This is a genomic window from Nitrosopumilaceae archaeon, from assembly GCA_035631875.1.
Classification (GTDB): domain Archaea; phylum Thermoproteota; class Nitrososphaeria; order Nitrososphaerales; family Nitrosopumilaceae; genus TA-20.
This window is the reverse complement of sequence record DASQHX010000010.1, coordinates 17,170-35,956: the sequence shown is the minus strand read 5'-3', so window position 1 is coordinate 35,956 and position 18,787 is coordinate 17,170. Positions and strand designations below refer to the sequence as shown.

General features: G+C 34.6%; 27 protein-coding genes and 1 tRNA gene. 1 reads left to right on the top strand and 27 read right to left on the bottom strand.

Going from position 1 to position 18,787, the window contains the following annotated elements:
• Window positions 1–1,324: 1,324 nt before the first annotated feature.
• The 20 genes from VEU72_05145 to psmA all read right to left on the bottom strand — a co-directional run bounded on the left by VEU72_05145 (window position 1,325) and on the right by psmA (window position 11,597).
• Window positions 1,325–1,573: a hypothetical protein gene (locus tag VEU72_05145; protein ID HYL66518.1), complete on the bottom strand. Its 249-nt coding sequence runs from the start codon at window positions 1,571–1,573 to the stop codon at window positions 1,325–1,327.
• 201 nt (window positions 1,574–1,774) lie between these two features.
• A tRNA-Asn gene (locus tag VEU72_05140) sits at window positions 1,775–1,848 on the bottom strand.
• A gap of 44 nt (window positions 1,849–1,892) precedes the next feature.
• Window positions 1,893–2,450: a 50S ribosomal protein L6 gene (locus tag VEU72_05135; GenBank protein ID HYL66517.1), complete on the bottom strand. Its 558-nt coding sequence runs from the start codon at window positions 2,448–2,450 to the stop codon at window positions 1,893–1,895.
• On the bottom strand, window positions 2,440–2,832 hold the full coding sequence (locus VEU72_05130) for a 30S ribosomal protein S8 (GenBank protein HYL66516.1): 393 nt from the start codon (window positions 2,830–2,832) through the stop codon (window positions 2,440–2,442). The genes VEU72_05135 and VEU72_05130 overlap by 11 nt, the downstream gene beginning before the upstream one ends.
• Before the next feature lie 4 nt (window positions 2,833–2,836).
• On the bottom strand, window positions 2,837–3,016 hold the full coding sequence (locus VEU72_05125; protein HYL66515.1) for a 30S ribosomal protein S14: 180 nt from the start codon (window positions 3,014–3,016) through the stop codon (window positions 2,837–2,839).
• Window positions 3,017–3,538, bottom strand: coding sequence for a 50S ribosomal protein L5 (locus VEU72_05120; GenBank protein ID HYL66514.1), 522 nt, complete (start codon window positions 3,536–3,538; stop codon window positions 3,017–3,019).
• A gap of 5 nt (window positions 3,539–3,543) precedes the next feature.
• Window positions 3,544–4,260: a 30S ribosomal protein S4e gene (locus VEU72_05115; protein HYL66513.1), complete on the bottom strand. Its 717-nt coding sequence runs from the start codon at window positions 4,258–4,260 to the stop codon at window positions 3,544–3,546.
• The gene (rplX, locus tag VEU72_05110; GenBank protein HYL66512.1) at window positions 4,260–4,808 is read right to left on the bottom strand and encodes a 50S ribosomal protein L24; all 549 of its coding nucleotides are present in this window, start codon (window positions 4,806–4,808) and stop codon (window positions 4,260–4,262) included. Before rplX ends, VEU72_05115 begins: the two co-directional genes overlap by 1 nt.
• Before the next feature lies 1 nt (window position 4,809).
• Complete coding sequence (locus VEU72_05105; GenBank protein HYL66511.1) at window positions 4,810–5,247, bottom strand: 50S ribosomal protein L14; 438 nt, start codon at window positions 5,245–5,247, stop codon at window positions 4,810–4,812.
• Window positions 5,247–5,570: a 30S ribosomal protein S17 gene (locus VEU72_05100; GenBank protein ID HYL66510.1), complete on the bottom strand. Its 324-nt coding sequence runs from the start codon at window positions 5,568–5,570 to the stop codon at window positions 5,247–5,249. Before VEU72_05100 ends, VEU72_05105 begins: the two co-directional genes overlap by 1 nt.
• Complete coding sequence (locus VEU72_05095) at window positions 5,567–5,833, bottom strand: ribonuclease P protein subunit (GenBank protein HYL66509.1); 267 nt, start codon at window positions 5,831–5,833, stop codon at window positions 5,567–5,569. The genes VEU72_05100 and VEU72_05095 overlap by 4 nt, the downstream gene beginning before the upstream one ends.
• Window positions 5,830–6,033: a 50S ribosomal protein L29 gene (gene rpmC, locus VEU72_05090; protein ID HYL66508.1), complete on the bottom strand. Its 204-nt coding sequence runs from the start codon at window positions 6,031–6,033 to the stop codon at window positions 5,830–5,832. The genes VEU72_05095 and rpmC overlap by 4 nt, the downstream gene beginning before the upstream one ends.
• Window positions 6,033–6,815, bottom strand: a complete 783-nt coding sequence (locus VEU72_05085) for a 30S ribosomal protein S3 (GenBank protein ID HYL66507.1) — start codon at window positions 6,813–6,815, stop codon at window positions 6,033–6,035. Before VEU72_05085 ends, rpmC begins: the two co-directional genes overlap by 1 nt.
• Before the next feature lies 1 nt (window position 6,816).
• Window positions 6,817–7,272, bottom strand: coding sequence for a 50S ribosomal protein L22 (locus VEU72_05080; protein ID HYL66506.1), 456 nt, complete (start codon window positions 7,270–7,272; stop codon window positions 6,817–6,819).
• Between the two features lie 5 nt (window positions 7,273–7,277).
• Window positions 7,278–7,673: a 30S ribosomal protein S19 gene (locus tag VEU72_05075; GenBank protein ID HYL66505.1), complete on the bottom strand. Its 396-nt coding sequence runs from the start codon at window positions 7,671–7,673 to the stop codon at window positions 7,278–7,280.
• A 41-nt stretch (window positions 7,674–7,714) separates the two neighbouring features.
• A complete protein-coding gene (rplW, locus tag VEU72_05070; GenBank protein ID HYL66504.1) occupies window positions 7,715–7,981 on the bottom strand; it encodes a 50S ribosomal protein L23 in 267 nt (88 codons plus the stop codon).
• Window positions 7,978–8,793: a 50S ribosomal protein L4 gene (rpl4p, locus tag VEU72_05065; GenBank protein ID HYL66503.1), complete on the bottom strand. Its 816-nt coding sequence runs from the start codon at window positions 8,791–8,793 to the stop codon at window positions 7,978–7,980. The genes rplW and rpl4p overlap by 4 nt, the downstream gene beginning before the upstream one ends.
• Entirely contained in the window at window positions 8,790–9,782 is a 993-nt protein-coding gene (locus tag VEU72_05060) for a 50S ribosomal protein L3 (GenBank protein ID HYL66502.1), read from the bottom strand. The genes rpl4p and VEU72_05060 overlap by 4 nt, the downstream gene beginning before the upstream one ends.
• A gap of 222 nt (window positions 9,783–10,004) precedes the next feature.
• Window positions 10,005–10,820, bottom strand: coding sequence for a putative RNA uridine N3 methyltransferase (locus tag VEU72_05055; GenBank protein HYL66501.1), 816 nt, complete (start codon window positions 10,818–10,820; stop codon window positions 10,005–10,007).
• Between the two features lie 39 nt (window positions 10,821–10,859).
• Window positions 10,860–11,597 (bottom strand): archaeal proteasome endopeptidase complex subunit alpha, encoded by a 738-nt coding sequence (gene psmA / locus VEU72_05050; protein ID HYL66500.1) that lies wholly within the window; start codon window positions 11,595–11,597, stop codon window positions 10,860–10,862.
• Between the two features lie 53 nt (window positions 11,598–11,650).
• Between psmA and VEU72_05045 the strand changes: the two genes are divergently transcribed.
• Window positions 11,651–12,067 carry a DUF371 domain-containing protein gene (locus VEU72_05045; GenBank protein HYL66499.1) on the top strand — a complete coding sequence of 139 codons (417 nt, stop codon included), beginning with the start codon at window positions 11,651–11,653 and terminating at the stop codon, window positions 12,065–12,067.
• Window positions 12,068–12,073: 6 nt separating this feature from the next.
• On the opposite strand, the gene VEU72_05040 is transcribed toward VEU72_05045, so the two are convergent.
• From VEU72_05040 to purQ, 7 genes are all read right to left on the bottom strand, one after another.
• Window positions 12,074–12,616, bottom strand: coding sequence for a winged helix-turn-helix domain-containing protein (locus tag VEU72_05040; GenBank protein ID HYL66498.1), 543 nt, complete (start codon window positions 12,614–12,616; stop codon window positions 12,074–12,076).
• Between the two features lie 316 nt (window positions 12,617–12,932).
• Window positions 12,933–13,760 carry a phosphoribosylaminoimidazolesuccinocarboxamide synthase gene (purC, locus tag VEU72_05035; GenBank protein HYL66497.1) on the bottom strand — a complete coding sequence of 276 codons (828 nt, stop codon included), beginning with the start codon at window positions 13,758–13,760 and terminating at the stop codon, window positions 12,933–12,935.
• 51 nt (window positions 13,761–13,811) lie between these two features.
• Complete coding sequence (locus VEU72_05030; GenBank protein ID HYL66496.1) at window positions 13,812–14,189, bottom strand: hypothetical protein; 378 nt, start codon at window positions 14,187–14,189, stop codon at window positions 13,812–13,814.
• Window positions 14,190–14,221: 32 nt separating this feature from the next.
• Complete coding sequence (locus VEU72_05025; protein ID HYL66495.1) at window positions 14,222–14,467, bottom strand: Lrp/AsnC ligand binding domain-containing protein; 246 nt, start codon at window positions 14,465–14,467, stop codon at window positions 14,222–14,224.
• 1 nt (window position 14,468) lies between these two features.
• A complete protein-coding gene (purF, locus tag VEU72_05020; protein HYL66494.1) occupies window positions 14,469–15,905 on the bottom strand; it encodes an amidophosphoribosyltransferase in 1,437 nt (478 codons plus the stop codon).
• Entirely contained in the window at window positions 15,898–18,063 is a 2,166-nt protein-coding gene (gene purL, locus VEU72_05015) for a phosphoribosylformylglycinamidine synthase subunit PurL (protein HYL66493.1), read from the bottom strand. The genes purF and purL overlap by 8 nt, the downstream gene beginning before the upstream one ends.
• Window positions 18,060–18,740: a phosphoribosylformylglycinamidine synthase subunit PurQ gene (gene purQ, locus VEU72_05010; protein ID HYL66492.1), complete on the bottom strand. Its 681-nt coding sequence runs from the start codon at window positions 18,738–18,740 to the stop codon at window positions 18,060–18,062. Before purQ ends, purL begins: the two co-directional genes overlap by 4 nt.
• Window positions 18,741–18,787 lie beyond the last annotated feature (47 nt).

The window sequence follows — 18,787 nt, the reverse complement described above, 5'->3', positions numbered from 1 at the left end:
ACCCTGACCCAACGGCTTTTTTATCCATTAATTTTATTTTATGAAAATTACAAATACTAATGATTTATCGAATAATTGATGGCCAAAAGCAGGGTGTTTACCAAGGAAGATGTAGTGGAATAAGGGAAGAGACCTATTTGGACCAAAAAATGAATCCGACAGATGAGGAATTTGCCTCTTTTGTAAGAATCAAAGAAACCATTCTTGATAAAGACGGTCAAGAGAGGAGCTTGTTACTGTCAAGAAGATGGATCCTATGTTCAGTGTTTGGATGAGGAAGAAAGAATTGCAGAACCCTAAAGGTGTTTTCAGAGACATAAAAAGTAATGAGAGTAATGGATCATAAGGAATCTGCACAGAATCTAATAGACGCTATGAGAATACATTACAACTTTATCAACGACCATAGTTCAATTAAGAAAACTCCTGCCTAACAAGCTGGGAATCAAGCTGGAACGGACAAAATAAGATTGAAAGTTTGATTAAACTGGCTTCAAAGCGATAGTATGTGACAATTTCTTTCTATTAGATTTGTATTGTGCAAGAACATCCACGTTATTAATAATCAATTTTAGATAGTTATGTAGAAATGGAGTCAGAAACATCTACAAGAGTAAGTAGACCTAAAGGGATCATTCCTATTGCGATTATCTAACACAATTGCAGGATTATTGTATACTACAAATGGTTTGTTGGCTAAATCACTCTCTGTATTCGAAATAACGATTGGTATAATTTGGTTAGGAACGGCGGTAGTTTTCTTTATTAGAAAAAAATGGTCAAGAATAATCATACTGGTAGTTGTCGGATATGAAATAATATCAACTTTCTATGTTCTACCGAATAAATTCAATTACCATGAAATAATACAAATTATACTCCGTGTATTCATTTTCTGTTACATGTGTAAACCAAGTGTCATTTCATATTACAATCAAAAAGATAGCATATCAACACCTGAAACTGAACAAAAAGAAGATCAGTAGTCTAACACCCAACTATTGAACAGAACTTAAATTCAAAACATCCAAATCTAAATGCCAAAAATCCATGAAAAAAGACCCAAGAATCTTGATAAAACTATGACAAAAGACGGGGTTGAGCTTTTAGTCATACCATAAAAGATCAGACCAAGTCTTACCAGGTAATGGGGATGTTTTTACCATTGGCTAGCATATGTACGCACAAATGTTAAACCCCCCACAAAAAATCGATTTTTTGAAAATATCACCCAATGTACAACATAGAGGAAATCAAGAGGGGTTTAGCTTTTATGACTAATTTTGAATTTTTCTAATTTTTCAAGTTTTATTGTTCTTTTACTTTAATTTGTAACTTGTACTTTTTCCCTTGCTTGAACTATCTCTATTTCTACAGTTTCTATGGGTTCATCTACAACATTTCTCTTAATGGAAAACATCTTTGGTTTATCAAAATCTTTAGTGCAGTCTGGACAAGCATAAACCAGTACCCTATGTTCGTTAGGAGCTTTTGGGTTAGAAAGACGGGGGTAATAGACTAATCTTCCCCCACAATCCACACAATATCTATTTGCGCGTCTTGTTCTGGCCAATGCGGACCTCCTGCATATATCCAGATGTTATGATCGGTATAAGATCTAAGTAGTCTAATAGAATAAACACAAATGTGATCGCATAACAATATTTCAAAACTCGAGTTTTGAAATATAAGGCACAAACACTAATTTTTAAAAAATAGAATCGTCGTAAACAAGATATAATATTTCATAATTCGAATTTAGAAATATAATAAGCGCCGCCCGTCAGACTTGAACTGACGACCAGCTGATTAACAGTCAGCTGCTCTACCACGCTGAGCTAGGGCGGCAATAGGTTTGTTCGTAGAATATGCGGATTTAATCCTTGCTAAGATTATTTTTGAATCCCATCAGATTTTTCAAATAAATAGATCCCATCTAAGAAAACTCTATGATCTTTGTTTTTGACTTTGGTATTTTGTTGTAAACTTGCTGCAGTTTGAGATACATCAGTTAAAACGGAACCTGTTATTATCACATCATCCCCTTTTGTAGTGACTTTGGTATTGCCTACTATCTTTGAAATACGAGCTGCACGCTCACCTTGAAAATTCTCTACTAGTATATTATCATCTTTTACTTTTACTGTTATTGGAAAGTGGGCATAAACTATCTTCATCTTGAAGGTATATCCTTGTTGAATACCTTTGATGAGAGTTTTAATGATGGATTCGGAGGTCTTGAATATAGCATAGTCTTTTTTTCTTATTCCAAGTGATTTTAGTATGATGTTTTTTCCGTTTACTTGCAAATCTACTGGTATTTTTTTAAAGTTTTTTCTTGTTTTACCTAATGGTCCTTCAACATTTAGTATTCTGTGTTTTTCGGTAACCTTAACATTCTCAGGTACCGGAATTGTCAATTCGTGGACTTCGATTTCTTTAGTAGACATATCCTATCAATAATCCTCCCAATCCTTTTGTTGTTGCTTCATGATGAGACATTACACCCTGATTTGTAGTAACTAAAAGCATACCACGCGAATATGAAGGAAGGTATTCATGTTCCCATTTAGCATAATCGTCTTTTTTTACTTTGAATCTAGGAGTGATTGCACCACATTTTGTTATTTTTGCTAAAAGTTGAATCTTGAATTTACCGCCTTTTTTATCATCAACGTGTTCAAATTCCCCAATATAGCTATGATTTTGAAGTGTCTTTAGTATTTCCATAGCAAGTTTTGATGATGGCAATACAATACACTCATCTTTTCTTCTAGCTTCAGTATTGAAAAGCGTAACAAATAGGTTTGAAATTATATTATTTGAAGGCATATTCTCACTTGAATTTTCTAAATCCTAATGATACCGCAACTTCACGAAAACAACGTCTGCATAAGTCTAGATCATATTTTTGAATTACAGCATTATAGTCTCCACACCGCTTACACCATCTCGAACCTTTGCCAAATTTGTGTACTGTTCTTCCTGTTACTGCATAATCTCTATTTTTTACCATTTATACTACCTCTATTCCAAATTCTTTGATCAGAAATGCCTTTGCATCTTCCCTTGTAATTCTGTGATGACGTCCAACGCTTGCCTTGTGTTTACTTCTAAATCTAATATTAAATCCAGGCCTAGCTAATGAAATTGATACATCCAATCCCAAAATACCAACATTAGGATCATATTTCACTTTCGGAATGTCGATATGTTCTTTTATTCCAAATGAAAGATTCCCAAAATCGTCAAAAGATGAGCCTTTTATCTGGTTACCTTTTGCTTCAAATAATCTTTTAATTAATTCAATTGCCGATTCTCGTCTAAGGGTTACAGCTACACCTATGGGTTCACCTTTGTGGACCCCCCAATCTCTTTGTGTTGCTTTTGCCATACGAGGACTTGGCTGTTGGCCAGCAATTTGTTCTAATGCACGCTTTGCTTTTTCAATTGGTTCACCTGATTTACCTACACCCATGTTTAATACTACTTTTGCAACGGTTATTTTCTTCATTTGGGATTCTAGTTTTTGCGACATAATATTCACTCTATTTGTATCACAGGCTTGTCTTTTCCTATTGCCATCACAAGCTCCGATGGAATATCAATTTGTCTTTCACCAATATCTACCAATGCACGTCGTGGAAGTACAAATGTTCCTTCTTTTATCTCAATAACTTTACCAACATGACCTGCATTAATTCCACTTTTAATTATGACCTGGGCACCTTTTTCTAATTTTATAATATCAAGAATTTTAGTCTCTGGAACTTGTATAACGCACGTATCACCGATATTTACTTTTGCGTCAGAGATCAGAGTACGACCATCATGAAATCCAATTTGCATTTTAGAATTTTTTATTGTAGCTTTTTTTGTTACTTGAAGTAATTTCTTAGTCTTTTCAGATGGATTTATCTTAATTGGCTGCAGTACAAAGGAATTCTTTGGTACCAGTCTATAAACATCTTGAATTCCTTCAAGCTCTATTACATCCATAAGACCAATTCCGTGGTGTAAAGAACGGCGTGTAACACCATCTACCTTTACTTTTCCTCCATAAATTACTGATTTTACTTCTCTTAGTGTATTTACAAGTTTTAAAGTATCACGTATAAAGACCGCGCTTGGTATTGCAAGATGTTTTGAGTGACCCCCAGGTTTTACAGTTACTACAAACCTAGAATTCTTTCTAGTTATGCCCCAAAAAACTGGAGCCATTTGACGTTTTAATTTCTTGCTTCCTGCTATGCTTACCATTACTTAGTCTCCTTTTTTACCGATTTAGCTGCTTTTGTTTGTTTTCCTTTTTTTTCTGGTAGTTTTTCTGATTTAGTAATTTTCTCTTTAGACTTTGTTGGTGTTTCTTTGATTTGTTTTGGTTTTTCTTTAATTTCAGGAAATTCTTTTGGTTTTGAAATTTCTTGAGATTCTATGGATTTTTCTTTTAGAGTTTTTGTTTTTTGTCCCTCAAGTCTGTTTTGTCTCCATTTATCCTCTAGATTTAAGCTAGTAATCATAAGATTTGACGTATGAATGTAAAGATCTACATTACCACCTTTGAGCTTTTCACGTTTTATTCCTTCAATTGCTACTCCATTTTTTTCTGAAGACACTTGAGTTACCTTACCTTCTATTCCTTTGAATTCGCCACGCATTACTTTTACATTATCGCCTTCAACTACACGCGCACTGTTTTTATTATATTTTTCTTGTAATTCTTTTGAAAGCATTGATCCCAGTTGTTTACTTTTAAAATGATGTGGTGCTTGGTAAATCATTCTGTTTCGTATTATTGTTGGCTTCATTTTATACCACCATGGATGCAAGGTTTGCTATTCTTGGCCACTTTTCTGATGCTTCTGCTGCAACAGGGCCTTTGATCTCAGTTCCCTTGATCTCCCCTTCAGGTGTAACCAATACACCTGCATTATCCTCAAAACAAAGTCTTACTCCACTTAATCTCTTAATTGGATATTTTTGTCTTATTACAACGGCTCCAAAAATTTGACCGCGTAATTCTCCTGGTCCTTTTTTGACAACTACATTTACAAAATCACCTACTGCCGCAGAAGGATATCTTGAAACTCTGGTTTTTGTTTTTTGTACCATTATAATTTCTAAAACTTTTGCGCCTGTATTATCTGCACAAATAATTTGAGCGCCTAGTGGAAGTGCTCTAGTAATATACGGTCTAAATTCTTGAACACCTTTTGCAGATACTGCACGACTTTTGGTTGCACCCATTATGATTTGACCTCCACGACTACAAATGAGACGCTCTTTGAGATAGGTTTACACTCTGCGGTTAGAACGATATCTCCTTCTTTTACATCAATGCAAGATGGTTTGTATGCATGTGTTTTGCTTTGACTTCTTGCGTATCTTTTGTATTTTGTAATAAACTTTGGAGTTTCTTGTTGAACAACAACCATTTTTGGAGCCTTGGCACTTACTACTTTGCCTTGAATCAATTTACCACGTACACTAAGCGTACCATGAAATGGACAAAGATGGTCAGTACATTCTGTTGTAGGAACAGTTACTGGAATTCCAATATTACGTGTCATGCCTTGCCTCCCAATCTTTCTTGCGGTCTTTTTGTTAGTAAGTTCCCGTTTACTATAGATTCATTTTTATCAAAAGAAAACTTCCACATAGTATTTTCTTTTGGTATTTTTTTAATGCCGTTTACTGTATTTAGAAATAACATTGATTTTGTTTCATCTAGAATCTTTCCTGAGATGCCAGTGATTTGTTCATTATTACTTTTCATTATCATAGCTTCTAAGCCTATTAGTTCGTGTTGGGGCAGATTTTCTTGAGTAATCATTGTTTTTTCATCTCGTTTAGTCTTGTTAACATTCTAGCAATATCTCTTCGCAATGGTTTCAATTTACCACTTTCTTTTTTAAGAGTACCTTTTGATGACTCTATGCGTAATTTTGTAAGTTCTGAACGAAGTTGTTCTAATCTACCTTTTAGATCAGTTTCATTGAATTGACGTATTGTTTTCATTTTCATTCGTGCCATTACTTTAATTCCTCTTCAATTTCTTCAAATGTCTCTACTTGTTCAACAAGTTTTTCTTCGATTGCAATTAATTCACTTTCAGTTCGTGGTTTTGTCGGATCTGCCGGAATTTCTGCTATTTCTTCTATTTCTTTTTCTTCGATTTCTTTTTCTTCTATTACCAACGGTTTTGCTATTACTGCTTCTTTTTTCATCGTTCTAAGTTCAAATTCTGGAATGTATCTTTCTTTTATTGCAATTCTAATTCGCACTCCAATCAGGCCCATCTTTGTTTGAACGTGGACAATATCTTCAGAAACTATAACATCTGCAAAATGACCAGCTCTAGGCAAAATTCCTTTACTATGTTTTTCAAAAGAGGAACGATCGCCTCTTAATTTTCCTGAGGTTGTAATTTGCACACCCATTGCGCCAGCATTCATTATTGTTTGCATGGTCCACATCACAGCACGTCTAAATGCAGTTCCTCTTGCAAGATGTTGAGACATCCTATTACACATCACACTTGGTTGAAGTTCTGGTCTAATGATTTCTATAACTGAAATTTGTGGATTTTTAAGATCAAAGTCTTTTTCTAAGACTTTTGTCAGATCACGTATTCCAGAACCTTTTCTGCCTATTACTATACCAGGTCTTGTAACATGCAACCCGACACGAGTTCCTGTCGGTGTCTTTTGTATATCAACTTCAGAAAACCCTGCTTCTTTAATTGCCTCTCTAAGATAATCTTTTAGAAGCATGAGTTTGTAACTATCATTTATCACATTTTTTACTGATGACATCTTAAATCTCCTGAGCTACGAGCTCTACATGTGTTAGTATGTCAACTTTTGGAGATGCTCTTCCCATTGCACGTGGAGTAAACCTTTGAAGTTTTCTTCCTTTATGCACAGTGGCATTTATTATTTTTAGTCTATCCAAATCCATTCCACGGTATTCTGCGTTTGATTCTAAATTATCAATAAGTTTAACAAATTCAGTGGCCGCTTTTTGTGGATATCGTCCAGCCATTACTCCTGTATCTGATTTATGTCCCACTTCGTTGTTATATCTTCTAAATGGCACTGCACGTTTCAATTTTATGACATCTTGCAGATAATCTCTGGCAGTTTCAATCGACATGCCTTTTATTTTAACTGCTATTTCACGTGCGTGTTTATGAGAAATTGTTTTTTCCCTAAGTGAAGCGCGAACGTGTCTTGTCCTATCATAATTTTGAAAAGAGTATTTGAATTGCATATTACTCACTTTAATGGCACATACAAGCTAGAACGTGATGCTCCGACACCTGGTGCTCCGTGTTGAACCCTTTTGTTTGTTAATGAAAACTCACCCAAATAGTGACCAACCATTTCTGGTTTTATTATTACTGGATGAAATTCTTTACCTGTGAAAACATTGATTGTAAGTCCTATCATATATGGAAGAATTATTAAATCTCTAAGATGAGTTTTAATTGGTGTGGCATTCTTCCCTGCTTTTACCAACTTTACTTCCTCTAGTAGTTTTCTTTTATTATCCGTAATGCCTCTAGTAAGAGACCTTCTAGCTCTTGCTGGAAACAGCTCAAAGAGTTTTTCTAAGGATAGAGTCTGTAATTCTTCTGTAGGCACTCCTCTATACTTGAATTCTTTAACCACACATATTCACCATCATTCGAAATGATTCAAAGCAGACCATATTATAGCATTCCTATCTTCGTTGCAAGATCCCTTGCCTTTTCTACAGTTTGGAATTTGACAAATGCCTTTTTACCATAAACTGTTCTGCAAACATTTACACTTACAGGTTCTTCTTTGTAAAGAATTTTTACTGCTTCCATGATTTTTGGTTTAGTAGAAGTGTCCTTAACTAGAAAACAAATTCTGTTTTCATTTTCAACTAGTGCAAATGTCTTTTCTGTAACATACGGTTTGAGTACAATGTGATTTGCTTCTTCTACATTCATCTTTTTATCACCATTAACTCCAAATGTGGAGATTTTATCTTTGCCAATTCCTCAATTGCGCCCTTTGAAAATACTGTTAGTCTTATTGGCTGAGCACCAGGAGCTAGATCTAATACACTCAAACTATTCACTGCTTTTACATCTACACCTAAAAATGTCCCAGTTGCTTTTGACAAATTCTTAGAGTCTTTTACTACAATCAATATGCTTTTTCCAATTTTTGATTTTCTACCCCTCAACTGAGGTTTTCCAGAACGACGCTTTAGTCTATTTTTTAATCTATCAATATCCTGTGTCAGATTAAGCGCTTCAAAAAATTTTGCAAGTTCTTTTGATTTTGATATAGATTCAATTTCATCAGAAACAACAATTGGAAACGATTCAAGTTTATCAATTTTATGACCACGTAATTTTACTAGTGATTCAGATGTAGTTGCCGCAATTGCAGAACACAAAGCAAGTTTATTTTCTTTTTTATTTAACATCTTGTAAGTCACTTTTTCTGTGGTAGGAGGATGTGCTTGTCTTCCACCTCGCACCATTGCAACACCGCCACCTTGGCCCTGTCTACCACCACCACCTCCATGCATCCTAGCAACTCTTGATTGATGATGACCTGTTGGAGGACTATTTGATTCTGCTACAACATTCATACCAGCAAGTGGATATCGTCCTTGAGTTTGAAACTTATGTGATTCTAAATTTATGTATGCACGATGTAAAAGATCTGTTCGCAGTGGTGTAGAAAAAACAAGTGGTAATTCGATCTCTTCTTGTTTTGAGCCATTTATTGAAAATACTTGTATGGTCATATCATTATCTCCAAAACTTTTGGCTGTGTAATTTTAGAAGTTCTGTGACGCATTGGAGAACGTAGTTTAACTAATCTTCTATAAGTTCCTGGAATTGAACCTCGTATTACAACAAAATCTCCTTCTACTAATCCAAAATGTTTGAATCCTCCTGCAGGATTAATTTTGAATTCAGAATTTTGTGTGTTACTCATTATCATTATCCTATTGTTGTATTGTGTTCTTTGATGAAAACCTCGTTGACCAGCTCTTGGAACAGTATACATGATAGTTGCCGGACTAATTGGACCTAATGTACCAAGTGCTCTTACACTTTTTCTTGATTTGTGTTGTTTCTTTTTTACTCCCCATCTTGTAATCGGGCCTTCAATTCCTTTACCTTTTGTTATGGCTGCAATATCAACATCAGCGCCTTTTTGAAAAACTTGATCAACTTTAACTTCTTTACCTAAAAGATCTTTAACAAACGCAAATTGTTTTTGTATATCTCCACCTTTTACTGCTATCTCAAAAACATAAGGTTTTTTTTGATCAATACCTGCTTGTCCTGGCAAAATGGCTGCAATGGCAAAAATTTCATCAATTCTTCCAAGTGATTTTTCTGCATGTTCAAGACTTTTTTCGTCAGATTTTGCTGTAAATAGCCTAGGCAATTCTTTTGGTAATTCTTTTGCATAAACATCAAAAGAAGAATCAATACCGTATCTATCTTTTGAATATCCTCTAACTCCAATTATAACAATTGGCGGTGTGACAACTACGGTTCCAAGGCTAACAAGTTGTTTGCCAAAGTTTGGAGTTTTATCTCGATCATCAATACTTGCTATTCTAATACAACCGGCTTTGAATCCAGCATGCGCCAAGAGTTTTGGCTGATCGCCTTCTTCTTGTGGCCAAGTACGAATTCTCGCTTCCATGCTCTTTGCTCTACCTCTTGGAAGATATGCAAGACTTCCTCGCCTTGGCTGACTATGTTTTCTATGGCCCATTGATAAACGCTAAATGTCGTAAACCCCATTATAAGTCTACTATTTAAAATACCAAATTATAGTAATTTTTTGCAAAAACGATCTAAAAATTATAAATGTGAAATCATAAACACAATAACAATACCACCTATTACAACACCAGCTAAACCAGCAATTATTGCAAAAAGTAATATGCGTTTTTGTTTAGACAATAAAAAATTATTCTATAAAACAATAATAAACTTACTTGCGAGTAAGAACATTTAAGATCGCCAAAGTACCAAGGATTGCTTCTTCTAGTCGTACAGTTTCAGTAGCCTGTTCAGGAAAGAAATTAAGATTCTGTGATTTTGGAATTTCTTTTATCGACACTCCAAGAATTTCATGTATTCCTCGTTCAGGAGTACCAAACACAACCAGTACTGGATTATTTGAAATTTCATCGAAATAATTTTGTGCTTTGTGTATGGGTTTGCCTTTTCTTGAGGTCAATATCACATTAGAATTCCATCCAGAAAGAAGTGCACGTAAATTTGCGCTTTCTTTTACCTCATATCCCCAATATTGCTTAATTTCGTTTCTAGAGATTTGCTTTGCCAAAAGTTCTGGATATCCAGCCTTAAATTGCATTGTGACTCTTTTTCCTACTTCATCATGTCCAGAATACAAAATGAGTTGTTCAAGTCCTACATCTACAGATTTTTTACCTCTTGCAAAAACTATCATTCCTTCTCTTATGTCTCCAGCTTTTACTTGTCTTGAATCTGATGTGTAAGAATGATGTGGAATTTTTAATGGACTTAAGCTTCCAGCAAACCGTAGTTCTGAAATTCTTTGGAAAAGTCCTCTTCTAAGATATTGCGGTGTTTCAAGATATTTTAAAATGGTGCGTATTAATGTTCTATCGCTATCACTTCCAGAGCTTTCATGATAAATGTAAATAGATTGTACACGAAAAATTGCACATGCCCTAGCTATTAAAGAAATTTTTGTTGATTTACCAAGATTTGTTGATTCATCACTTACTGAAGAATCTGGAATTGCAATTGAAAGTTTCAATGAAATAAAATCCTCTGTTGGATTATAAAATAGTAGAGATTATTTTTGTCTTTTAGCTGCAGAATCTTTTGCCTTTATAGCATATTTTTCAATATCTTTTTCTAAAGTTTTTGTTAGAACCTTTGTGTTGTTTAGTATTTGTGCCATTTTAACATGTTTTGTACCTTCTTTTTCTTCACTTACAAGATATATTGATTCAATGGCAAGTTCTGCTGCTTCTTCTAATGACATATCTTTTTTGTAATATTTTTCTAGGTATTCGGTTACCTGATCTGAACCAGAACCAATAGCAACCGCATCGTATGAGATGTATGTGCCACTTGGATCAGTCAGAAATACTGAACTTCCACTCTTGTCTATTCCAGCAATAATCAATGCCACTCCAAAAGGCCTAACTCCAGCATATTGAGTGAATTGTTGACATTGATCTGCAAGATGTTTTGCTACTGATTCTACCTCTATTGGTTCATCATAAATCATTCTGTTTGATTGTGAAAAAAATCTTGCATTATCAACTTGTGACCTAGCATCAGGAATGTATCCTGCAGCAGCAACTCCTATATGATCATCTACTTGAAATATCTTTTGCGTGATTTCTGAATTTTGTAATTTTCTTGGTTTTTCTTCAACTGCAAGAATTATTCCATCTTTACATTTTATCCCAATTGCAAGTGTTCCACGTCTTACTGTTTCAATTGCATATTCAACCTGGTAAAGTCTTCCATCTGGTGAAAAAACAGTAATTGCTCTATCATAACCTGCAGCCGCTGGTAACATTTCAATTTTCATACCTTTGAAGGTTTAATTTAAGTCTATACAGATGTGCGATCATGCATTTTGAGATCTTGTTTAACGGTCACAAAAATATTAGATCACTTCATCCAAAAACAATTGAGATAACAACAGAACCAAATCTTACATTAAATGGAGATTGTATCATTGGAGTTGAAGCATCTTGTGGTTGTAATGACATACCAGAACAAATGAAAACTCTTATGCTAAATTCTAAATCAGAAATTTTTTTTACAATATCAGTAAAAGATGTTTCCTTTAAGGTCAAAGGTAACGGCCATGAGAATTTAATTTTAACAAATCCTCATGACATTGTAATTAGAAAAAGCTCTTTTATCTGCCCTAGGACATTGGCAATTAATTGTGATCTGGCTTCAAATTCCATTCCTCGTCAAATGATCAAAACTCTACAAAATCCAGATTCAAAAGGAGTTTTTTCTATTGACATAAACTAGAATAATTTACTTTTTTTGTATAAAATTAGAACTATGATTTTCTAAGACTTTTGTTAGTGCCCTATTTACTATTTCTATTAAGAGGTATTGGTCATAGTTTTGTTCTGCACTAGTACGTTTTTCAATATTTTTCTTTTTTGATTTTGATATATTATTTTGAACAATATTTTTTATCATCTTTTGTATCGTTATAGATGCATCATCTATTGTTTTAGAATAATCAGAATCAAAGTTTGGAGGTACATCATATCCCAGAAGCTTAATTGATGTTCCATAAAATTTCATTACAGCTCCTCGAATTTCTTCCATTTTTACAATTTCCACAAGACCTGCCCGTTTTAAAACATCCAAATGATGTCTGATTGTAGTGGTAGCTTTATTGTAACCAGTTTTGTGCAATTCTTCCACTATTTGTTCTGCAGAAAATTGTTTATGATATAGAATTTGCAGGATCTTAATTCTTGCAGGGTCATCTAGTGCTTTTGCCTGCTCTATGTTAGTTGTAACGATTCTATTTATTTTGATTTCTTTTTGGAGTAAGGTCGACATTTCCTCCTTTGAATTATAATTATTACTAAAAGATCATGACATCATATTTTGTTATCTAATATGTTACTTTTTTTTATGTTACTAAAAATATTATTAAGGTTTTAAAAATATATCACTACTACTATTAAGAATACTTTATACTCACTAACATGCTAGTATAATTATCAATATTATACCATTCTTATACATATAGTACCATTACAAAAATTCCCAAAAATTTTGTAAAAAATAACATTTTGGGAAATTCTGGTCATCATGATATCACATAATTAGCAAAATAAGAAATTTTAAGGTTCGGTCTAAATTGAAATTCGAGTTAAAGTGAGTTACCAGTAATACGTTCGTATGCAGTAATGTACCTAGATGACATTTCATGCGATAGTTCGGATGGCAATTCTGGTGCTATTGGTGCTTTACCAGCATTTCTATCGTCTTCAAACTTTTTTTGATACCCATGTGTTGCCAACCAATCACGTAAAAGTTGCTTGTCAAAACTTTCTTGTATTTTACCTACTTGATATGCAACCTTTGGCCACATTCTATATTCATCAGGACCAATAGAATCACCTAACAATATTTCATTAGATGATTTTCCAAATTCTAATTTCAAATCAGCTAAGATGAATCCAGCTTTTTCTGATATTTTAGACATGTTTTTGTAAATATTAATAGATGTTTCTTCTAACCAATCATAATCTTTTGAGCTGATAAGACCCATATCAATAGCCATGTTTTTGGTAATTGGAAGATCATGTGTTTCCGATTTTGTTGTAGGATCAAATACAGGTTCAGGCATCTTTGCCGCAATTCTAGTATCAGTATTTTTCGGGATTGTGACTTGACCTTCCTTCCATCTCTGAATCAGACTCCCATAGAAATATCCTCTAACAACACATTCTATTGGAATCATTTCCATTTTTTTTACAACTATTTTGTCTTTTGTTTCTGTTCTTACATAGTGATTTGGTGTCTGAATTTTTTTGAACCAGAATTCAGCAAATTTGCAAAGAACTTCTCCTTTTCTTGGAATGGGAGTAGGAAACTTTACATCAAATGCAGAAACCCTATCACTAAAATGGAAAAGCAAATTTCCATCATCTAATTCATAAATGTCTTTTACCTTACCTGAACGAAGAAACTTCAAACACGCGTCGTTGATCAGCGTTAGATTTAAACTGATACAAAATACGTTCTGTTAGGAACCCATCATGCCTGGCATATTTATGGGAGTTCTATATGGTTTAGTAACATTGACTCCCTGATCTGTTGTTACAGTAACTTCCTGAAGATCACTTCCTGCAGATGGTGAGAGTATTACTTTTTCTCCAGGTTTTAACAATGGAATAATATCAGGTTTGCTACTCCCTCCATAGTCCACTCTTACATTAGTAAGAGACTCTTTTCCTATATTTCGAACTGTTACATGAGTATCAGTAACCAGTGATTGCTTATCCTTGAAAGGATCTAAAAATATAGCATATTTCTCAGTTGGTCCTTGTACAATTAACAAGACTGTAACTATTACAACGATAACAATACCACCACATATTACTGCAAGAAAATCTTTTCTCATAAAATAAAATAATTTATGGTTAATTATAAAGTCTATTTATAGTCTTGACTAGGTATAACAGAAAGAGTGGTGGTAGATAGAACGTTACTAACCCTACGGATCTTTTTAGTAATTATTAGTTCAATCTCCTTTCTTGTTTGAACTTGAACTTTTACAAAGATATCGTATTGACCATAAGTTCCAAGAACCTCCTTTACACCATCTATTTTCAAAATGGCATTCATAACATCTACCTCGTGTCCCATTTTGGCTTTTACCAACACATATGCTAATTCCAATTTATTCGCCTTTAATTTCAGCTCTGCTCTTAAAGATAGGTTTTATTCCAAGCGGAGAATAATCACCAGTAGAACAAGTAAAGCACATAGAATTAGTATCTATTCCAATCGCGTTTGCCAAATTTTTTGCATCATTATATCCCAAGAAATCTGCACCAACAACTTGTCGTACTTTTTCTACCATTTCTTCTTCAGAATATTCACCACTTTTATCAAAAAACGTCACAAGTTCTTCTTGTGAAGGAAAATCGATTCCAGCATAACACGGGTATTTTATTGGCGGAAATGTTATTACCATACTAATTTTTTTTGCTCCTGCACGTCGCAAGGCCTTGATGATCGCCTTTGAGCTTGTTCCTCTCACAAGACTGTCGTCAACTACAACTACGTGTTTACCATCAATAACTTGGGTAATCGGTATTATCCAACGGTTTATTTCTACTCTATCACTTTGATGCGGTTCAATAAAACTTCGTAATGGCCCCTTTCTACTGTATCTATCTTTTAACAAACCTTCTTCAAATTGAATTCCCAACTCCTGAGCATATCCTAGTGCTGCAGGTCTTGCTGAATCAGGTACAGGAATTACTATATCTGCATCTTTAATTGGAAACTTTCTTGCTAGATACTGTCCGATTTTTTTTCTTACCATGTAAATATTAGAACCTTCCATAACGCTAGAGGGATGTGCAAAATAGGTGAACTCAAACGAACAATGAGCCGGTTTTTTTTCTTCAGAAAACATTTCAGACTCTAAACCAGCATTACTAATTTTTATCAGCTCACCTGGCTTTACATCACGAATTAGTTGTGCTCCAACCGCTGCAAGTGCAGCAGATTCTGAAGCTACAATATATGTATTAGTATCTTTTCTAAAGCCAACAACCATTGGTCTAAATCCTTTTGGATCACGAGCTGCATATACTGCATTGTCATCAGATACAAAAGTAAAACAAAAAGATCCTACCATTTCATTTTTTAAAATTGATAATGCATTACCAAGCTTACCGTTTTCTGACATGAGTGAGACCAATCGCTTAGCAGCAATCAACGTATCACTAGCATTTTGTGGTGTAAAAGTACATCCTCCTACCATTCCTGATAATTCTTCAACGTTTGATATTGTACCATTATGTGCAATACAAAGATCTTTTACCTTTAATGGCTGAGCATTTTCCAAATTACTTCCTCCCATAGTAGAGTATCTTACGTGACCGATTGCAGCAGGAGATGCATACTCTCTTGTAACTTTGTCAAATTCTGAAACTGCAGAGGATACCAATCCAAGCTGTTTGTATGGTTGTTTTTTTGGAACCGCTACCCCCCATGCTTCTTGTCCTCTATGTTGAAGTGCTCTTAGAGAATCAATTATCATCGGAATAACATTTGCACCATCAAGACTGAAGATGCCTACAACTCCACAGTTTTCCTTAACCATGAGTAATCAGCGACTCCAATGAGTTTAGCCATTTGTCTTGTGCCTTATCAATCCTTAGATTGATAATTGTTTTTGTTTTGTTTCTAAATATTATACCAGAACCAGAAAATTTACCAATGAACGCATATGAGACATTTTTTTGTTTTAATAGAGATTTTATTTTATCAGAGTTCTTTGGGTCTATAACCAACAGATAACGAGAATGAGATTCAGAAAATAAAATCTCGTCAGGTTTTAGTTTTTGGCCGGGTATTTTATCTATTGATACCACACAGCCCATATTATTTGTAATACATAGTTCAGATACCGCCACTGCAAGACCGCCTTTTGAACAGTCATGAGCAGAATTTATCAATTCTTGATTTATCAGTTCCAATACGATTTGTTGATTTAGTTTGGAATATTTCATATCTACTGTTGGAGATTTTCCACCAATGATATCATGGACATATTCATAATATTCTGAACCACCAAGTTCATCTTTTGTTTCTCCTACAATAACAAGCATGTCGTTATTTGCAATTTTTTGTGCAAGTAATGGTTTTTTATCTATCAACCCAAGAACCCCAATCAACGGAGTAGGCTTTATTGGACCGTTGTCTGTTTCATTGTAAAAACTAACCTTGCCTCCAACACATGGAATTTCAAAATATTTTGCAAATTCTGATATTCCCTCTAATGATTCTTTAAATGTCCAAAAAATTTCAGGGTCCTCTGGATTTCCAAACTGTAAATGATCAACCATGCCAATTGGAGTAGCGCCAGTACAAACAACATTTCTACACGCCTCTTCAAAGCACCCTATGGCGCCTTGACGGGGATCAATGTAACATTGTTTAGAATTACCATCAATCTTTACGGACAGGAATTTACCGTTATCTAATCTGAGGACAGATGCATCGCACCCTGGTTTTATTACAGTTCTTATTCCAACTTCATGATCATACTGCCCATACACCCAGATCTTGCTTGCAATGTTAGGATTTGTAAGCATTTGAAGAAGTGTTCCAGTTAGGTTTTTTGGGGTATTTGGTTTTTTTATCTCTCTGATTTTTTTTAGATATTTTGGTTTTGATGCAGATCTATCTAAAAGTGGCGCATTTGCAATTACACTACTAGGCAGATTTGCTATTGTGTTTGTCTCAACTCTGACTTGCATCATTCTATCTTCTTTTACTTTGCCAATAACAGAATATGGGACTTTGAATTTTTCACATATTTTTTTTAATATTGGAAGTTTTTGTCTGTCCGTTATGACAAGCATTCTCTCTTGTGATTCTGAAACCATCAACTCTGTTGGGGACATACTAGCCTCCCTCTTGTGAATACGTGCAACGTCCATCTCTATTCCAACAGATAATGCGTCAGATGTTTCGGAAATAGCGCAAGAAAGACCTCCACCACCCAAGTCTTTCATTGCTTTTATGCAGTGTTGATCTCTTGCTTCAAGTATTGCTTCTATAACCAATTTTTCTATAAATGGATCTGGTATTTGAACTGCTGAACGGTTTTCTGATTCTAGCTTATCTGATGCAAATTGTGAGCCGCCAATTCCATCACGCCCAGTAGAACCTCCAATTAAAACAACAAAGTCGTCTTTATCTGCTCTATTTTTTATGAGTTTTTCTTTTTTACCAAATCCAATAGCTGCGACATCAACAAGTGCATAGTTTGTAAAACACTTATCAAATTCAATTTCACCGCCAATTGTTGGAATCCCAAGGCAGTTACCATAGTCTGCAATTCCACGCACTACATTTTTGAAAAGCCATCTTGCATGAGAATCTTTTTCAATGTCACCAAATCGTAAACCATCAAGTATTGCAATTGGCCTTGTTCCTGCAGATAAAATATCACGGATAACACCACCTACACCAGTAGCCGCACCACCATAGGGTTCAACAGCAGAAGGATGATTGTGACTTTCAATGTGTACTGTTACAACATAACCATCACCAACATCTAGAACCCCTGAGTCATAACCTGGACCAGAGATTACTCTATTTCCATCTCTAGGCAAAAGTTTCAAATGTTTTTTTGATGATTTGTATGAGCAGTGTTCTGACCATTCTGCTGCAATAATCTGTAATTCTACAGGACTAGGTTTACGACCAATTTTCTTTTCAAGAAAAACATGTTCTTGTGGAGTGAGACTCATTGTGCTACACCCAATGTATTCAACAGGGATTCAAAAATTAATGAAGCCGGTTTTGAATTCTTTGGATTAATAATAGATTCTGCAGATCTTTCAGGATGTGGCATCATGCCAACGACATTACCTTGTTTATTGCATAATCCAGCAATATCAAGCGAGGCCCCATTTACTTCCTCACCATATGTAAAAACAATCTGATTGTTTTTCTTTAATGATTTTAGTGTCTCCTTGTCAGCATAATACCTACCTTCTCCATTAGCAATTGCAATAGGAATTCTTTGATTTAGTTTTAATTTATTGGTAAATGGAGTCCTGTTATTTTTTACTATAATCTCAGTCCATTTACACATGAATGTAAGTGATGTATTTTTAAGAAGTGCTCCCGGTAAAAGTTCTGCCTCTACTAGAATTTGAAATCCGTTACAAACGCCCAGAATCGGCATCCCTTTTTCTGCCATTTTTTTAATGTCAGAAATTACAGGACTGTGAGCTGCAATAACTCCAGCACGAAGTCTATCACCATATGAAAAACCTCCTGGAAGAACTACCGCATCTATATTTTTTGGAAGTTCATCAGTATGCCAAACAAGTTCTGTTTTTAATTTAAAGACGTCTGAAAGTACATGATGCATATCCCGATCGCAGTTACTTCCTGGAAATACAATAACAGCAACTTTCACATTTCTTCATTGCTTGACAGTATTATTAAATTGAATCGAATGAAAAT

What these genes read in the sequence shown, in the direction of transcription:
- VEU72_05135 (HYL66517.1), bottom strand. Translation starts at nt 2,450, where the DNA reads ATGTCTACTAAAGAAATCGAAGTCCACGAATTGACAATTCCGGTACCT.
- VEU72_05130 (HYL66516.1), bottom strand. Translation starts at nt 2,832, where the DNA reads ATGCCTTCAAATAATATAATTTCAAACCTATTTGTTACGCTTTTCAAT.
- VEU72_05125 (HYL66515.1), bottom strand. Translation starts at nt 3,016, where the DNA reads ATGGTAAAAAATAGAGATTATGCAGTAACAGGAAGAACAGTACACAAA.
- VEU72_05120 (HYL66514.1), bottom strand. Translation starts at nt 3,538, where the DNA reads ATGTCGCAAAAACTAGAATCCCAAATGAAGAAAATAACCGTTGCAAAA.
- VEU72_05115 (HYL66513.1), bottom strand. Translation starts at nt 4,260, where the DNA reads ATGGTAAGCATAGCAGGAAGCAAGAAATTAAAACGTCAAATGGCTCCA.
- rplX (HYL66512.1), bottom strand. Translation starts at nt 4,808, where the DNA reads ATGAAGCCAACAATAATACGAAACAGAATGATTTACCAAGCACCACAT.
- VEU72_05105 (HYL66511.1), bottom strand. Translation starts at nt 5,247, where the DNA reads ATGGGTGCAACCAAAAGTCGTGCAGTATCTGCAAAAGGTGTTCAAGAA.
- VEU72_05100 (HYL66510.1), bottom strand. Translation starts at nt 5,570, where the DNA reads ATGACACGTAATATTGGAATTCCAGTAACTGTTCCTACAACAGAATGT.
- VEU72_05095 (HYL66509.1), bottom strand. Translation starts at nt 5,833, where the DNA reads ATGATTACTCAAGAAAATCTGCCCCAACACGAACTAATAGGCTTAGAA.
- rpmC (HYL66508.1), bottom strand. Translation starts at nt 6,033, where the DNA reads ATGGCACGAATGAAAATGAAAACAATACGTCAATTCAATGAAACTGAT.
- VEU72_05085 (HYL66507.1), bottom strand. Translation starts at nt 6,815, where the DNA reads ATGTCATCAGTAAAAAATGTGATAAATGATAGTTACAAACTCATGCTT.
- VEU72_05080 (HYL66506.1), bottom strand. Translation starts at nt 7,272, where the DNA reads ATGCAATTCAAATACTCTTTTCAAAATTATGATAGGACAAGACACGTT.
- rplW (HYL66504.1), bottom strand. Translation starts at nt 7,981, where the DNA reads ATGAATGTAGAAGAAGCAAATCACATTGTACTCAAACCGTATGTTACA.
- rpl4p (HYL66503.1), bottom strand. Translation starts at nt 8,793, where the DNA reads ATGACCATACAAGTATTTTCAATAAATGGCTCAAAACAAGAAGAGATC.
- VEU72_05060 (HYL66502.1), bottom strand. Translation starts at nt 9,782, where the DNA reads ATGGGCCATAGAAAACATAGTCAGCCAAGGCGAGGAAGTCTTGCATAT.
- psmA (HYL66500.1), bottom strand. Translation starts at nt 11,597, where the DNA reads ATGTTACCAGCGGCTGCAGGTTATGATAGAGCAATTACTGTTTTTTCA.
- VEU72_05045 (HYL66499.1), top strand. Translation starts at nt 11,651, where the DNA reads ATGCATTTTGAGATCTTGTTTAACGGTCACAAAAATATTAGATCACTT.
- VEU72_05040 (HYL66498.1), bottom strand. Translation starts at nt 12,616, where the DNA reads ATGTCGACCTTACTCCAAAAAGAAATCAAAATAAATAGAATCGTTACA.
- VEU72_05030 (HYL66496.1), bottom strand. Translation starts at nt 14,189, where the DNA reads ATGAGAAAAGATTTTCTTGCAGTAATATGTGGTGGTATTGTTATCGTT.
- purF (HYL66494.1), bottom strand. Translation starts at nt 15,905, where the DNA reads ATGGTTAAGGAAAACTGTGGAGTTGTAGGCATCTTCAGTCTTGATGGT.
- purL (HYL66493.1), bottom strand. Translation starts at nt 18,063, where the DNA reads ATGAGTCTCACTCCACAAGAACATGTTTTTCTTGAAAAGAAAATTGGT.